Raw genomic sequence first — 14,845 nt, 5'->3', positions numbered from 1 at the left:
ATTGAATAAAAAAATAATACGGGGTGCGCCAAACCCTCATTATGCGTCTACAATAGTCAAAGTTTAATACTGATCAATGAGATTGTTATGACCTATACGTTCAATCGTCCAGCTTTTCCTGCTACCCGCATGCGTCGCATTCGTAAAAATGACCAGCTTCGTGCCATGGTGCGTGAAACTCAACTGACGACTGATCATCTCATTTATCCAGTATTTGTGTTGCCAGGCCAGCAACAAACTCAAGATATTCCAAGCATGCCAAACGTACAGCGTCTATCTGCTGACTTGTTACTCAAAAAGGCAGAACGTTTACTCGAATTGGGTGTTTCAAAATTAGCTTTGTTCCCAGTTACACCACAGGAAGATAAAAGCTTAACTGCTGAAGCAGCTTGGCATGAAGATGGCTTAGTCCAAAGCACCATCCGCTTATTAAAAAAAGAACTACCAGAAATGGTTCTCATCACTGATGGTGCGCTCGACCCATACACTACACATGGTCAAGACGGTATCATTGATGATACCGGCTATGTACTGAATGATGAAACCGTTGAATGCTTAATTAAACAAGCGCTCAGCCATGCCGAAGCGGGTGCAGATGTGGTTGCACCAAGTGACATGATGGATGGTCGTATCGGTGCAATTCGCCAAGCCCTTGAAGCCAATGGCCATATCTATACCAACATCATGGCTTATTCTGCAAAATATGCGTCTAGCTTTTACGGGCCATTCCGTGATGCGGTAGGTTCTTCAAGCAACCTCAAAGGTGGCAATAAATATAACTATCAAATGGACATCGGTAACCGTGCAGAAGCTTTACATGAAATCGCACTCGATATTCAAGAAGGCGCCGACATGGTGATTGTAAAACCGGGTATGCCGTATTTAGATATCGTCCGTGAAGTCAAAGATAATTTCGGTGTTCCAACATTTGTCTATCAAGTGAGTGGCGAATACGCCATGTTGGCAGGTGCCATTCAAAATGGTTGGCTATCTGAAAACGTGATTATCGAATCGCTTATGAGCTGCCGCCGTGCAGGTGCCGATGGGATCTGGACTTACTTTGCTGAAGATGCAGCACTCATGTTGAAAGACATGAAATAACCTGCAAAGCTTTCCTGAAATGGTAACGTTCAGGAAGGCTTTTTTATATCTGTAAAATTTAAAAAACAGTCTTGGAAGAAAAACTTCGGCGTTGCTGAAGTTAAGATCAAACTCATACATTCATCGGTTAAAAGAACATGAATATTGCCATTATTGGGGCAGGTATTAGTGGTTTACTCACCGCATTGGAACTCGTTGAACGCGGTTGTACGGTGACGATTTTCGACCAACAACGCACAGGTTCTGCCGCATCATGGGCTGGTGGTGGCATCCTCTCCCCGATGTATCCTTGGCGATATCCCAATGAAGTCAATGCGCTCGCACGTTATGGCAAGCAGAGCTACCAAAAATGGAATGAAAAATTAAAACCGATCACTGGGATTGATTTTGAAATTCATGAAACTGGCATGTTGATTTTTGATGAAGATGATTTTGAAATTGGCTTAGATTATGCCCGTTTGCACCAAGACCCAATGCAACACGCTGATTATTTACAATCCGATCAAATTGAGCAGATTAATCCTCACATTTCAGCATGCTTTGCACATGGCATTTATTTTTCGCAATTAGCCAACATCCGTAATCCGCGACTTTTGCAGTCATTAACGGCTTATTTACAGCAGCATCCTAAAGTTCAGATTTATGAACATTGCCCTATCCACCAATTAAACCGTTCGGACAATCGTATCCAGTCCATCACCACCGCAGATAGCAAACAACATACAGCTGATCAATTCGTTATTGCCACGGGCGCTTGGTCAGCCGCATGGAGTGAACAACTAGACATTGAGATACCCGTACAACCCGTGCAGGGACAAATGCTTCTCTTTAAAACCCCGCAAAATTGGTTGCCGACCATGTGCATGAATAAAGTCATGTACTTGATTCCACGCCAAGACGGTCATGTGGTTTGCGGCTCAAGTATGCGCCAATGTGGCTTTGATACTCAGACAACAAATACAACCTTGCAGCATATTCAAAAATCCTGCTTTGACATGGTACCAGAGCTTGCCAACTTTCCGATTGTGAAATCTTGGGCTGGCCTGCGCCCATCTTCGCCTGAAGGGATTCCATATATTGGGCAGATGCCAAATTTCGACAATCTTTGGGCAAATTTTGGGCATTTTAGAAATGGTTTATGCATGGGACCAGCTTCAGCTCAGTTATTGGCTGAACTGATGACTGGGGAAACGCCTTCATTCAATGCGGACCACTATAGTCCGAGTCGCCTGTTTCAAGATGCATTGTTAAGCGTCGAATAATGGTCAATCCGTCAAATTCAACTAAGCCAATAAATCCTGCAAGGCTTCTTTTAACGTCGGAAATTTAAACTCAAAGCCTTGCTGTAATAATGCGGCTGGCTGAACCAATTGACCATTTAAAATTAATTGCGATTGCTCACCCAATAAAATTTTAAAGATAGTTGCAGGCACATTGAGCCACGGCTTTTTGGCTAATTGACGTGCTGCAATCTGCGCAAACTGAGCCTGCGTCGTTTTTTCCGGCGCAACCAAATTGAAAATATGCGGATCGATTGGCGTGGGTTCAAGCAATGCATGTTTTTTCTCTGCTTGTTTCATTAAAAACAGCATACTTCGGATCACATCTTGTATATGTATCCACACAAAAGGCTGCCGACCGGAACCTATTTTGTTGACCAAATTGAGCTGAATCGGTCGCAGCATTTGCGGTAAGATTCCGCCACCTTCAGCCAAGACCACACCTAGTCGTGTGATAATGGTATTTTGTTCAGGAAATTGGCGTGTGACTTGCTCCCAACTTTGGCATAGCTCTGACATAAAAATGGCTTGTGGTGCAGTATTTTCATCGCACACTTTTGTCCATTGTTCTTCAATATCAATACCATAATAGCCAACAGCCGAACCTGAAATAATGCATTTCGGAAAAATTTTACGTTTACGTAAATATTGATACAGCGCTTCTGTGGTTTTGACCCGACTTTCTAATAATTGCTGTTTACGCGTCTCTGTCCAGCGACCTTTGCCGATACTTTCACCTGCAAGATTAATCACATAATCAATTCTGTCATGAGGAATTTGATCGAGCTGCTGTACCCAAGTTAAATGTGGTGATTTAGAAATACGCCCAGCCTTACGACTGAGCCCAATCACTTTATAATCCGCAGCTAAAAGTGCCTTGATGAGATGTGTGCCAATAAAACCGCTGCCACCCGTCATCAGTACTGTGGGCTGATGCATAATTTGTTCTTATCTATCTATATGAAATAATACTATTATCTATAGAACAAGATCACCAAACGATCAAGCTTTATGCACCAAACTTTTGAGCAGCCATCCGCTGTGCTTGCGGACCATAAAACCAATAGGTGATTAAATACAAAGGGATAGCCATCAGTAACAACATGATCACCATTAAACTCATAAACTGAGGATGTTGAACATAGAGCATTAAATTTTGCCAAATTTCAGGATCTTTTCTTGAAAAAATTGCGATACCCAAAAGTACAAAAGCTAAATTATATAACCAAAAAATCAGGCTAAAACCTAAGGTAAATTTTTTACGCTCTGCCTGTGTCGGTGCTCTCTGATTTTTATTTAAAAACCGAAATAACACCACGATCATTGCAATCAGGTAGGGTACGACTGTTAAAATACCGCCTACACCCTGTGGCAATAATGCAGCGATCACACCGCAAATACAGGTCATGATTAAACAAATGAAAAAAAACAAGAAAAAATAACGTGTTAAAGACACCATGACCCTAACCCAAGAAGAAGTTGACACCTAGTATAAAAAAAAAAAGCATTTTTTTTCATTTTCATGTCAACCAATCTGTAATCAGCTACGTTATATAGGGTACAAGGTCTGTAGCAACCGATGATTTGGACGGCATCCACAATGTTTCGGTGACCTTTTTAAAAGCAATAAGTTTCATTTTGAATTTAAGTATGAACAGCAGCCATCACTTAAATTTGAAATCGATTTTTTGACCGACGATTTCATCATCACTCGAATCGTCGGTCTTTTATTTTGTGCCTTATGTATTCAGCATTTAATTTTTATATTCTACACCAAAAAAAAAATCAGCCGATAAAATATCGACTGACTGAAAAATCTATGCAACTTTAAAATAAGTCACAACTGTAAATCTATGTTATGCAGCACAGTAGCGATTACGCCCCTGTCTTTTCGCTACATAGAGGTTTTTATCAACTTGATCCAGAAATTGCATTGGATTATCCAGATCTGAAGGAATAATGGTTTTTACCCCCATGCTGAGTGTGACGAGTTCCGACACTGCTGAGGCTTTATGCGGTAATCGTGCAACACGCACGGCATCCATAATTCTATCAGCCATCACTGCTGCTGCGGCTTCATTGGTCTCTGGTAAAATCCAAGCAAATTCCTCGCCACCAAAACGCGCAACTAAATCACGAGGTCGTGTACAACAAGATTCCAAACTTTTAGCAATTTGACGCAGACATGTATCCCCAATCACATGACCATTCAAGTCATTGTATTGTTTAAAATAATCTAAATCGATCAAAATTAAACTCAGCGGCTTTTGCGTGCGGATTGCGTTTAACCATTCACGCTGGTAAAAGTCATCAAACAAACGTCGATTTGCAATACCAGTTAAGCCATCTTTATATGAATATTCTTCGAGCTGACGTTGCAATTTTTGTAGTTGTTCCTCTTGTTTTTTCCGCTCGGAAATATCAAACATAAAGCCGACAAGACAATCTACATCACCATTTGGTTTACGCACGACATGCACAACATCACGTATCCAAAGATATGAACCATCTTCTTTAAGTGCACGATAATCTGCTTCATGATCTATACCAGCCATCGACTGTGAAACACAATAATTCAGTACATAATTACGGTCTTCCTCGTGCATACGTGATGCCCAATCATCTACCGTTTTCCAACTACTTTGTTTCCAACCGAGTAACTTTTCAATTTGCGGTCCAATATAACTAAATGTTTTACTGTCCCAATCAATACACCAAGGAATGGCTAATGTAGACTCTAATAAAGTCTTATACACCATACTATTTGCAAGTTTTTCTTCATCAAAAGGATTATTTGGCATGTTGCATCTCCTGCTACCCCAAATGCAGGCAATATACCCGCTGTACAATAATTCACCTATATACAGGATTAGAACAACATTTTATATTCCTAGTTCTTGGTATTTTTAACCTAATTTCAGATCTCTACTATTTGAAATGTGTAATCCATCAAAGAAAATATAACAACAATGAACCAGCTCTACTATTTTGAAATTCAAAGTTATGATACCAAGCTTTAAGTTGTGTATTATTCTGCCGTTTTTGGTTGGTCATTTACCCCAGTTGAAGGGCTACCAATTCAGTACTTCCGTATTGAAACTCAAGGTATTCATGGTGGCTTGTTAGAACGCCCTGCTCAGACGCCACCGACGCACTGCGGCACCAATGCATTTACCTGTAGTTTTGAAGTTGAAGATTTCAACCAAATCACTAAGAAAATTTTGGCGCAAGGTGGTCAAATTGCCATGGAAAAATTTGCGATCCCCGGTCAATGTTGGCAAGGCTATTTCTTAGACCCAGACCACAATACCTTTGGCCTTGTGCAAGTCGATCCAAATGCACAGTAAACACTTGATTTTCGATTGGGGAGCTTCTACTTGTCGAGAACGACTTAGTTTGACGTATGAATGATTAATCGCCCTCGAAAACGTGACCATCTGTGATACTTTAGAGCCCAATCAATTTTTTTGATTTTTGGGACTTGCATGACTGTTCGTTTTTTTCATACTTCTGATTGGCATTTAGGACAATTTTTCTATAACCACTCACGTGACTACGAACATGAACAGTTTCTCAATTGGCTGCTTGAACAAATAGCACAAAAACAGCCACATGCCCTGCTCATTGCAGGCGATGTTTTTGATGTGATCAACCCCGCTTCCAGAGCGCAAAAACAGTTGTATCAGTTTCTAGCAGATGCACATGAGCGGGCTCCGTACATGCAAACCCTGATGATCGCAGGCAACCATGACTCAGGCTACCGTATTGAACAAGTTGAGCCTTTATTAGAAAAATACCATGCCAAAGCTGTAGGCGTGGTCCATAAAAATACCGAAGGTCAGCTCGATTTAGACCGACTGCTGGTACCTATTTATGATGAACACAAAAATGTAGTGGCATGGTGCCTGACTTTACCTTTTCTACGTGCTGCCGAGATCACCGGTTTCAATGATCAAACCACCAATAGTCAAAATGCCATTGCCTATGTACATCAACAATTAATTGCTGAAGCCAATGCACGTAAAACTCCAGATCAAGCCTTAATTTTAATGTCCCATGCCCACATGCAAGGCGGTGAAACGTCAGACTCAGAGCGCCCGATTATTATGGGCAATGAAGAAGCAATTTCAACCGCCCTGTTTGATGATGTAATTGACTACGTGGCTCTTGGGCATTTGCATAAACCGCAAAAAGTTGGACAAACTCATATCCGTTATAGCGGCTCACCGATTCCCCTGTCATTTAGTGAAATCAATTATAAGCATCAAGTGCTTGATATCAGTATTGACCCGACTCAAAGCGATGAATCACGCTTTCAAATAGAGTCCTTAGCGATTCCGCGCAGCGTGCAATTGCATCGCATCAAAGGCACAATTCCAGAAGTTTTGGCACAATTATCCGCTTTGCCGAGCGGTGAAATTGAAGATATTGATCAGCGTGAATATGTCGAAATTGAATATCATACCGACACTCCGCCTGCACCGAATTTACGACAGCAATTTGAAGAAGCGCTAGCGCCAAACCGTTATCGTTTGGTGCGCATCAGCCGCCGTTATTTAAATTCAGATCAAAATAATCCGCAGCAAGCCGCAATCAACCTTGATCCGCCTACGCCTGAAAAATTATTCCAAAACCTTTGGGAAAAACAGGGCTACGGTGCTGATGACACCGTAATGAAAGATTTTTTAAGTTTGGTCGATGAAGCACAAAAATCACTTGAAGATGATGCGAACACTTAAGGAATTGCCATGAAAATTTTATCTATACGCATTAAAAACTTGGCATCTTTAGCGGGTGAGCATTTTATTGATTTTGAATCTGAACCCTTAGCAAGTGCAGGCTTAGTGGCAATTATTGGTAAAACAGGTGCTGGTAAATCGACTATTTTAGATGCCATGTGTTTGGCGCTGTTTAACCGTGTGCCGCGCTTAAAAGACAGCGATGGCAAACTCATCGATGTAGATGGTTCAGAGCTGCCGACCAACTCACCGCAAACAGTCTTGCGCCGTGGTACAAGCCAAGGCTTTGCCGAGCTCAGTTTTATTGCTCAAGACCAAAAAGTCTATTCTGCACGTTGGGAAATTAAACGTGCCCGTGAAAACCCAAACGGTAAATTGCAAAGCGTACAGCGCTCACTGAAATGCTTAACAGATGGCACTGTTGTTGCGGATAAAACCAAAGCGGTTGAGAGCCAAATTTTACGCATTACTCAACTCAGTTTTGAACAGTTCACCCGTGCCGTTTTACTGGCTCAGTCAGAAGTGACCGCTTTTTTAAAAGCGCGTGATAATGAACGTGGCGAGCTATTGGAGTATCTAACCAATTCCAGTATTTTCGGGAAAATTGGTCAATTGGCCTTTGAAAAAACCAAGCAAATTGCCAATCAGCGTAAGGCTTTGGAAGTTCGACTCGGTGATATTGAAATTTTATCGGATGAAGATCTTGCCTTATACACGGCGAATTTTCAAAGTCATACAGAGTCTTACCAAAAATTCGAAAGTGAAAAGCAGCAATTGCTCAAACAGCAGCAATGGTTTCAACACAAAGATAAACTGATTGCGGATATTCAGCAACGTGAGCAATATTTGGCTGTTCAACAGCAGCAACTCGATGCACTGCAGCCGCAGAAGCAGCAATTGCAGCAACTGGAAAAATTCGCCTCAATCCGTCCAAGCATCATTCAACGCAAGAATTTAAGTACTGAAATAGCAACGCTGCAGCCTCAATTGGCTCAAGCACAGCAGCAGTTCAGCGCAATTGAAATTAAGTTTAATCATGAAAAAACTCAATTTAAACAACTTGATCTACAGCAAAAACAGCAGCACCAATTTGAAGTTGATCATCAAGATCAAATTGATTTAGTACGTGCGCGAATTGCCGACCGCCGAGTGCTAGGCGATCAGCTAATTGCTGTAAAAGATGAACTCAAAAAACTGCAAGATCAGCATGCCCCGCTGCTTCAAGCCGAACAGCAATTGTTACAAGTACAGCAGCAGTTAGAACAAAATATAGCGCAGCAAAATACCCTACTCTCGCAAACAGCACATTTTCAAATTTTGGATGAAGCACTGTCTGCACATCTCAGCCCTTTACAGCGTTTTATTCAAAGTTATGTGCAATTTGAGCAGCAATATGGTGATGTCGCTCAAGCCACGCAACAAGTGGCACAAAAACAACAGCAACTTGACCAGCTCATTCAGCAATTTGGGCAAGACCAAGCACTTAACTCAAAAATTACGGGCTTGCGTACAGCGCGTGAAGACTTATTAAATCGCATCAATCAATTAGATATCACCAAGAGTCATTGGCAGCATTACCACGCCATTCATGTTGAACATCAGCAAAAATTGCAAGACCAGCACCAACTGCAAAGTGATCTCACACAGAATCAGCAGCAATGCAGCATGGCTGAAACTGAATTTCATGCACAAAAAGCAGCTCGAGAGAATTTGCAAACTGTACTGCAGCAGCAGCGATTACTGCATGCAGAAAATATTGAACAGCTCAGAGCAAATCTGGTTGCAGGTGAAGCATGTTTGGTCTGCGGCAGCACCGAGCACCCTTATACATATAACCAAGATGTGCTTTCCCATGAACTATTGAAACTGCAAGTACAGCAGGAACAGCAAGCACTAGCGCAGGAAAAAATAACGTTTGATCTGTGGCAGCAACTGCAAAAAAAATGCACACAGCAGTCCACTGCCTTTGAAGCCAATGCACAGCAACTCACCGCAATCAGCACGCAACAGAGCAATGCCCAAACCCAGCTTGAGCAATCACTTAATGCACTGAATATTCCATACGATTTGCACTCAGATTTGAGCTTGCTTGAAACGGCTATAACGCATCATATTGCACAAACACAGCAATCTTTGCAGCAAACAGAAGCTGATTTAAAAACCCATGAACAGGCGCAGCAAAACAGCCATACTTTGACTCAATACATTCAGCACACGACAAAGCAGCTGACAGAAATACAGCATGCGGAACAAAATATTCAACCTATTTTGTCTTTATTGGATGACACTGAAAAATACGCATGGCAGCAGTCAACCCGCACCGCTGCTGAAGAAATTTATATTCAATTACAGCAACGTCTTAACACCTTAAAACAACGTAATGAACTAAATGCTCAGCTGAATCAAATAACACAGCAGCTGGAACAGGCAAAACAGCGCAGTAAATTCAGTCTAGAGAATATTGCTGCAACTGAAAAACGCATTTCGACACTGTTAGAAGAAGGTAAACAAAATAGCGATCTTGCAATCCAAGCTATTTTTACCATGATTCAAGTAACTGTTGAAAAACCGCATGAATGGTTATTACAGTTTGAGCAAAACCGACAACAGCTGCAGACTCAGTTTAATACGGTACGTCAACAATTTGAGCAGCGACGCCAAGCCTTTGATACGGCACAAGCAACACTGCAAAAATATCAGGCACAGCAACTACAGTTGCAAACTCAACAAAATGCAGCCGCGTTGAGTATTCAACAGTGGTTAGCGCTGCATATTGATTTTAATGACGCCTTGTTACTGCAGCTCAGTGAAATTACACATGAGCAAGAGCTGCAACTGAAACAGCAAATTAGCTCGGCTGAACGTGCATATAGCGATGCTCAGTCTGCTAAGAAAACATTGGATGAGCAACTACAGCAGCACTTAATGCTGCAGCCTGAAATCGAATTTGAAGCACTACTCTCACAATTACAAAGTTTGGTTGAACAAATAACCCAAGTGATGGAACAGCGTGATGAAGTGAAACTCAAACTCGAAGTACATCAACGCAATGTAGCAAAACAGCAGCAATTTACCGATCAGATTCAACAGATCCAATCTGAGGAACATCGTTGGAATAAGATTTCGAGCTTAATGGGCGATGCAAAGGGCAAGAAATTCCGTGATTTGGCACAGCAATATAACCTCGATATTTTAATTGAATATGCCAATCAGCAATTGGCGATGCTTTCACAGCGCTATACCTTAAAGCGCCTTGAAAACTCATTAAGCCTAGCCATTGTCGATCATGATATGGATGGTGAAACCCGCTCGGTCTCTTCGCTTTCAGGCGGTGAGTCTTTCTTAACCGCGCTCGCTTTATCCTTAGCCATTGCGAGCATGGCATCAGGTACAACAAAAATTGAAAGCCTATTTATTGACGAAGGATTTGGTACGCTAGACGCTTCAAGTCTGCACATGGTAATGAATGCTCTGGATCAGCTACAAAACCAAGGGCGTAAAGTCGTGCTAATTTCTCACATTCAAGAAATGCACGAACGAATCCCTGTGCAAATTCAAGTCAATCCTGTCGGAGCAGGTGCAAGCACCATCCAAATCGTATCTTAAAAAAAGCCTGCTTAAAGCAGGCTTTATAATTTTTGATTCTCTAGATCATTACGTCCCGAGTGGACGTAGCGTTAAAATCTGTTCACTACGCCCAAATGGGCCATGGACATCATGCAATACAGAACTACTCAAACCAACACCATCCGCTCCATACTGCTGCACGGTTTCCAGACCTAACCACTGTCCCTGTGGTAAACGGTGCAAATGGATTTGTAGATCCAGATTTGGAAAGCCCCAGCCAAATGGCCAATCCTGACGCGGAACAATACCATTGGCGGTATCAACCATGCCCATTAAACGGACAAAATCAGCAGTCGGCTCACCTTCAACCATGTCATGCTGTGTTCTCAGCCACACAATGCCTTGACCTGCACGGCGCCCATGGCTTCTTGCTTCAATCGACTGAATATATCCCCCCGGCCACTGACGGATACCGTCCCAAATCGGCGCAGTTTCTGGCCCAGTCACATCAGCATCCTCCAAACCTTTCACGGACTGGCTATTTTGCGTCATCATGCGCCAAGTGCGTGCCACAATGCAGGTTTTGCCCTGAGCCCGCATTTCAGATTCAATCAGTTCAATGGTTTTTCCCGGACGAATCACTTGCGTGATTATTTCAAACTCGCCAGCAGGAATTAAGCCCAAAATATCGAGGCTAATGCGCCCGATACGCATATCATGACGTGGTGAAAAACGGTCTAATTCAGCACAAATAATGCCTGTAGCTGGTGCCATGTGTTGCTCATGTGCATTCCATGCACCTTGTGCTAAATTGGTCGAATGGTAATGTGCCGTGACACAGCCTTGCGCATCTACGTCGCGTTGAATCAACTGATAATATGCCGTCATGAACTTCCCTATTTGTCCAAGTGTGAATTACTTCAATATCAAAAACATCCTGATTATTTTGTACTCAACTTTAATGGAAAGTTCAAATTAAAAGGCTCACTTTGAACCCATAGGTTTCATCTATTGTGAAAATTTATCTGCTGTGCTTACACTTTATAAGCCTAGTTTTTGAAAGCAGGCTGAATCTTCTGTCCTATTTTGAATAATCACGTGCGCCAAACAATGCTGTCCCCACGCGAACCATCGTTGAACCCGCAGCAATCGCATCAGTCATATCGCCTGACATCCCCATACTTAATGTATCCCAATCTTCAGGTTTCGCATGCTGTGCTTTGACATGCTCAAAGAGCACTTTGGCATCAGCAAACGCTTGCGGATTGTTTGGAGCAGGAATCACCATCAGTCCACGTAAGCGTAAATTCGGTAGCGTAGAAATCTGTGCGACCAAATCTGCTACTTCATTCGGCTGACAGCCATCCTTCGTATCTTGCGCGTCAATATTGACTTGTAGGCAAATATTCAAAGGCGCTTGAGTCGCTTCTCGCTGGCTTGATAAACGCTCCGCAATAATCAAACGGTCTACCCCATGCACCCAAGCAAAGTTTGAAGCCAAATGTTTGGTTTTATTACGCTGTACATGACCTATAAAATGCCATTCAATCTCTAAATCTGCCAAAGCCTCTATTTTTTCAAGCGCTTCTTGCAGATAATTTTCACCAAATGAGCGTTGCCCCGTTGTATACATTTCTCTTAGCATTTCAGCAGGATGCGTCTTAGATACAGCCAACAATTCAACCGACTGCTGTGGTCGACCCGCAAGTTGGCAAGCCTGCTCAATTTGCTGCAAGACTTGATTTCGTGCTTCTTGAAGTTTATTCATTGACGGGGTTCTCATTTCATTCATCTTTTTTTGCATTGCCCTGCAACTAAGTGTTGGTTAAGCTGTGGGAAAGCCTTATTATTCTATCAAAATAATTAAGATTTAATTTTTATCTCGGGGATTTTATGGACATTACAGAACTATTGGCCTTTGCTGCCAAAAATAACGCTTCGGATTTACATTTATCTTCTGGTATGCCACCAATGATTCGTGTGGATGGTGAAGTTCGTCGTATCAACCTTCCTGCTCTTGAACACAAAGAAGTGCACAAATTGGTTTACGACATCATGAACGATAAACAGCGTCGTGATTACGAAGAAAAATTAGAAACTGACTTTTCATTTGAAGTACCTGGCGTGGCTCGTTTCCGTGTGAACGCATTTAACCAAAACCGTGGTGCTGGTGCCGTATTCCGTACCATTCCTTCAAAAGTACTAACCATTGAAGATCTTGGTATGGGCCAAATCTTCAAAGATATTTGTGAATATCCACGTGGCATCGTATTGGTGACTGGTCCAACGGGTTCGGGTAAATCTACCACGCTTGCTGCGATGGTCGATTACATTAACGACAACCGTTATGACCATATTTTAACGGTCGAAGACCCGATCGAATTTGTACACGAATCAAAAAAATGCTTGGTCAACCAACGTGAAGTACACCGTGATACGCACGGCTTTAACGAAGCACTTCGTTCCGCACTGCGTGAAGACCCGGATATTATCTTAGTCGGTGAGATGCGTGACCTTGAAACCATTCGTTTGGCGCTGACAGCTGCTGAAACCGGTCACTTGGTCTTCGGTACACTACATACAACCTCTGCCGCAAAAACCATTGACCGTGTGATTGACGTATTCCCTGCTGAAGAAAAAGATATGGTTCGTGCAATGTTATCCGAATCACTTCAAGCCGTAATTTCACAAACCCTACTCAAGAAAAATGGCGGTGGTCGTGTGGCTGCCCATGAAATTATGATTGGTATTCCTGCGATCCGTAACTTGATTCGTGAAAACAAAGTCGCACAAATGTATTCTGCGATTCAAACCGGTGCCAACTACGGTATGACCACACTCGATCAAAGCTTAAAAAACCTTGTCGCAAAAGGCATTATTAGTACGCAAACTGCACGGACTGCAGCGAAACAACCCGAATCTTTCTTGTAATTTTTTTATTTTTCTGGGGCGATCGTTATGGATTTTAACGGCTTACTTGATTATATGGTGGAGAAAAAAGCATCGGATTTGTTTATTACAGCCGATGTTGAACCCTCGATTAAGATCAATGGGCAAATTTTGCCAATTGGCTCGACTAAGTTACCGGGCCCGACTGTCGGTCAAATCTTACATTCGATTATGTCTGACAAACAGCGTAAGGAATTTGCCGATACGCGCGAATGTAACTTTGCCATTAGCAATACCAGTAAATCTGCTCGTTTTCGTGTCAGCGCCTTTCAACAACGTGACCAGCCAGGCATGGTGCTTCGTCGTATCGAAACCGTTATTCCAACGATGGATGAGTTGAAATTACCGCCGATTTTAAAAGAATTAGCGATGACCAAGCGTGGTATTATCATTTTCGTAGGTGCAACGGGTACAGGTAAATCAACCTCTTTGGCATCTTTGATTGGCTATCGTAATGAAAATAGCAAAGGTCATATCATTACGATTGAAGACCCGATTGAATTTGTACACCAACACCGAGGCTGTATCATTACCCAACGTGAAGTGGGTATTGATACCGACTCTTTCGAAGTTGCCTTAAAGAATACGCTACGTCAGGCACCTGACGTGATTCTGATTGGTGAGATTCGTTCACGTGAAACCATGGACTATGCGATTGCCTTTGCTGAAACGGGTCACTTGGTTTTTGCTACTCTGCATGCCAACAACGCCAACCAGGCCATCGACCGTATCATTCACTTCTTTGAAGCGGATCGTCATAGTCAGCTGTTCATGGACTTGTCTTTGAATTTAAAAGCAATGGTTGCGCAGCAATTGATTCCAACCATTGATGGTAATTCACGTCGTGCTGCCATTGAGATTTTGATCAACTCACCTTTAATTTCAGATTTAATCCGTAAGGGTGAAGTGCACGAAATTAAAGACCTGATGAAGCGTTCTCGTGAACTGGGTATGCAAACCTTTGACCAAGCTTTATATGACCTTTATAAAGCCAAGCAAATTAGCTACAAAGATGCGCTCAAACATGCCGATTCACCGAACGACCTGCGTCTACAAATTAAATTGTCTGAAGAAGGCGGTGAGCATTTACTGCGTGCAAATTCAAATATTACCTTTGATGGTCAACATTAATTTTGCTTAAACGCTTTCGGAAATAAAAAACAGACTTCATATGAAGTCTGTTTTTTATTCATTCTCATCCGCATTGGA

The 14,845-nt window shown here is 42.3% G+C and carries 12 protein-coding genes; 7 read left to right on the top strand and 5 right to left on the bottom strand.

The window, feature by feature from the left end; all coding sequences use genetic code 11:
- Nucleotides 1–87: 87 nt before the first annotated feature.
- On the top strand, nucleotides 88–1,101 hold the full coding sequence (gene hemB / locus FTV50_RS07505; RefSeq protein WP_180010032.1) for a porphobilinogen synthase: 1,014 nt from the start codon (nucleotides 88–90) through the stop codon (nucleotides 1,099–1,101).
- A 137-nt stretch (nucleotides 1,102–1,238) separates the two neighbouring features.
- Nucleotides 1,239–2,363, top strand: a complete 1,125-nt coding sequence (gene thiO / locus FTV50_RS07500; RefSeq protein WP_180024018.1) for a glycine oxidase ThiO — start codon at nucleotides 1,239–1,241, stop codon at nucleotides 2,361–2,363.
- Nucleotides 2,364–2,384: 21 nt separating this feature from the next.
- Here the strand turns inward: thiO and FTV50_RS07495 are convergent, their stop codons facing one another.
- The 3 genes from FTV50_RS07495 to FTV50_RS07485 form a co-directional block, all read right to left on the bottom strand.
- Entirely contained in the window at nucleotides 2,385–3,320 is a 936-nt protein-coding gene (locus FTV50_RS07495) for a TIGR01777 family oxidoreductase (RefSeq protein ID WP_180024017.1), read from the bottom strand.
- Nucleotides 3,321–3,390: 70 nt separating this feature from the next.
- Entirely contained in the window at nucleotides 3,391–3,840 is a 450-nt protein-coding gene (locus FTV50_RS07490; RefSeq protein WP_180010029.1) for an ABZJ_00895 family protein, read from the bottom strand.
- A 397-nt stretch (nucleotides 3,841–4,237) separates the two neighbouring features.
- Nucleotides 4,238–5,182, bottom strand: coding sequence for a GGDEF domain-containing protein (locus FTV50_RS07485; protein ID WP_180024016.1), 945 nt, complete (start codon nucleotides 5,180–5,182; stop codon nucleotides 4,238–4,240).
- A gap of 222 nt (nucleotides 5,183–5,404) precedes the next feature.
- On the opposite strand from FTV50_RS07485, the gene FTV50_RS07480 reads away from it, so the two are divergent.
- The 3 genes from FTV50_RS07480 to FTV50_RS07470 all read left to right on the top strand — a co-directional run bounded on the left by FTV50_RS07480 (nucleotide 5,405) and on the right by FTV50_RS07470 (nucleotide 10,726).
- Nucleotides 5,405–5,728, top strand: coding sequence for a VOC family protein (locus FTV50_RS07480; RefSeq protein WP_373683678.1), 324 nt, complete (start codon nucleotides 5,405–5,407; stop codon nucleotides 5,726–5,728).
- Between the two features lie 138 nt (nucleotides 5,729–5,866).
- On the top strand, nucleotides 5,867–7,120 hold the full coding sequence (locus FTV50_RS07475) for an exonuclease SbcCD subunit D (RefSeq protein ID WP_180024015.1): 1,254 nt from the start codon (nucleotides 5,867–5,869) through the stop codon (nucleotides 7,118–7,120).
- 9 nt (nucleotides 7,121–7,129) lie between these two features.
- Nucleotides 7,130–10,726: an AAA family ATPase gene (locus FTV50_RS07470; RefSeq protein ID WP_180024014.1), complete on the top strand. Its 3,597-nt coding sequence runs from the start codon at nucleotides 7,130–7,132 to the stop codon at nucleotides 10,724–10,726.
- A 48-nt stretch (nucleotides 10,727–10,774) separates the two neighbouring features.
- Here the strand turns inward: FTV50_RS07470 and FTV50_RS07465 are convergent, their stop codons facing one another.
- Nucleotides 10,775–11,575: a thioesterase family protein gene (locus FTV50_RS07465; RefSeq protein ID WP_078193098.1), complete on the bottom strand. Its 801-nt coding sequence runs from the start codon at nucleotides 11,573–11,575 to the stop codon at nucleotides 10,775–10,777.
- Between the two features lie 193 nt (nucleotides 11,576–11,768).
- Nucleotides 11,769–12,455, bottom strand: a complete 687-nt coding sequence (locus FTV50_RS07460; protein ID WP_180024013.1) for a YggS family pyridoxal phosphate-dependent enzyme — start codon at nucleotides 12,453–12,455, stop codon at nucleotides 11,769–11,771.
- 125 nt (nucleotides 12,456–12,580) lie between these two features.
- Here FTV50_RS07460 and FTV50_RS07455 point away from each other — a divergent pair, with 125 nt between their 5' ends.
- Nucleotides 12,581–13,618, top strand: a complete 1,038-nt coding sequence (locus FTV50_RS07455) for a type IV pilus twitching motility protein PilT (RefSeq protein WP_078190026.1) — start codon at nucleotides 12,581–12,583, stop codon at nucleotides 13,616–13,618.
- A 27-nt stretch (nucleotides 13,619–13,645) separates the two neighbouring features.
- Nucleotides 13,646–14,767: a PilT/PilU family type 4a pilus ATPase gene (locus FTV50_RS07450; RefSeq protein WP_168379063.1), complete on the top strand. Its 1,122-nt coding sequence runs from the start codon at nucleotides 13,646–13,648 to the stop codon at nucleotides 14,765–14,767.
- Nucleotides 14,768–14,845 lie beyond the last annotated feature (78 nt).

The organism is Acinetobacter sp. YH1901134 (assembly GCF_013416965.1).
Taxonomy (GTDB): domain Bacteria; phylum Pseudomonadota; class Gammaproteobacteria; order Pseudomonadales; family Moraxellaceae; genus Acinetobacter; species Acinetobacter amyesii.
This window is presented reverse-complemented; position numbering and strand designations above follow the sequence as displayed.

Excerpts from the sequence above, each read along its gene's own strand:
- hemB (WP_180010032.1), top strand. The coding sequence starts at position 88 with ATGACCTATACGTTCAATCGTCCAGCTTTTCCTGCTACCCGCATGCGT.
- thiO (WP_180024018.1), top strand. The coding sequence starts at position 1,239 with ATGAATATTGCCATTATTGGGGCAGGTATTAGTGGTTTACTCACCGCA.
- FTV50_RS07495 (WP_180024017.1), bottom strand. The coding sequence starts at position 3,320 with ATGCATCAGCCCACAGTACTGATGACGGGTGGCAGCGGTTTTATTGGC.
- FTV50_RS07490 (WP_180010029.1), bottom strand. The coding sequence starts at position 3,840 with ATGGTGTCTTTAACACGTTATTTTTTCTTGTTTTTTTTCATTTGTTTA.
- FTV50_RS07485 (WP_180024016.1), bottom strand. The coding sequence starts at position 5,182 with ATGCCAAATAATCCTTTTGATGAAGAAAAACTTGCAAATAGTATGGTG.
- FTV50_RS07475 (WP_180024015.1), top strand. The coding sequence starts at position 5,867 with ATGACTGTTCGTTTTTTTCATACTTCTGATTGGCATTTAGGACAATTT.
- FTV50_RS07470 (WP_180024014.1), top strand. The coding sequence starts at position 7,130 with ATGAAAATTTTATCTATACGCATTAAAAACTTGGCATCTTTAGCGGGT.
- FTV50_RS07465 (WP_078193098.1), bottom strand. The coding sequence starts at position 11,575 with ATGACGGCATATTATCAGTTGATTCAACGCGACGTAGATGCGCAAGGC.
- FTV50_RS07460 (WP_180024013.1), bottom strand. The coding sequence starts at position 12,455 with ATGAATAAACTTCAAGAAGCACGAAATCAAGTCTTGCAGCAAATTGAG.
- FTV50_RS07455 (WP_078190026.1), top strand. The coding sequence starts at position 12,581 with ATGGACATTACAGAACTATTGGCCTTTGCTGCCAAAAATAACGCTTCG.
- FTV50_RS07450 (WP_168379063.1), top strand. The coding sequence starts at position 13,646 with ATGGATTTTAACGGCTTACTTGATTATATGGTGGAGAAAAAAGCATCG.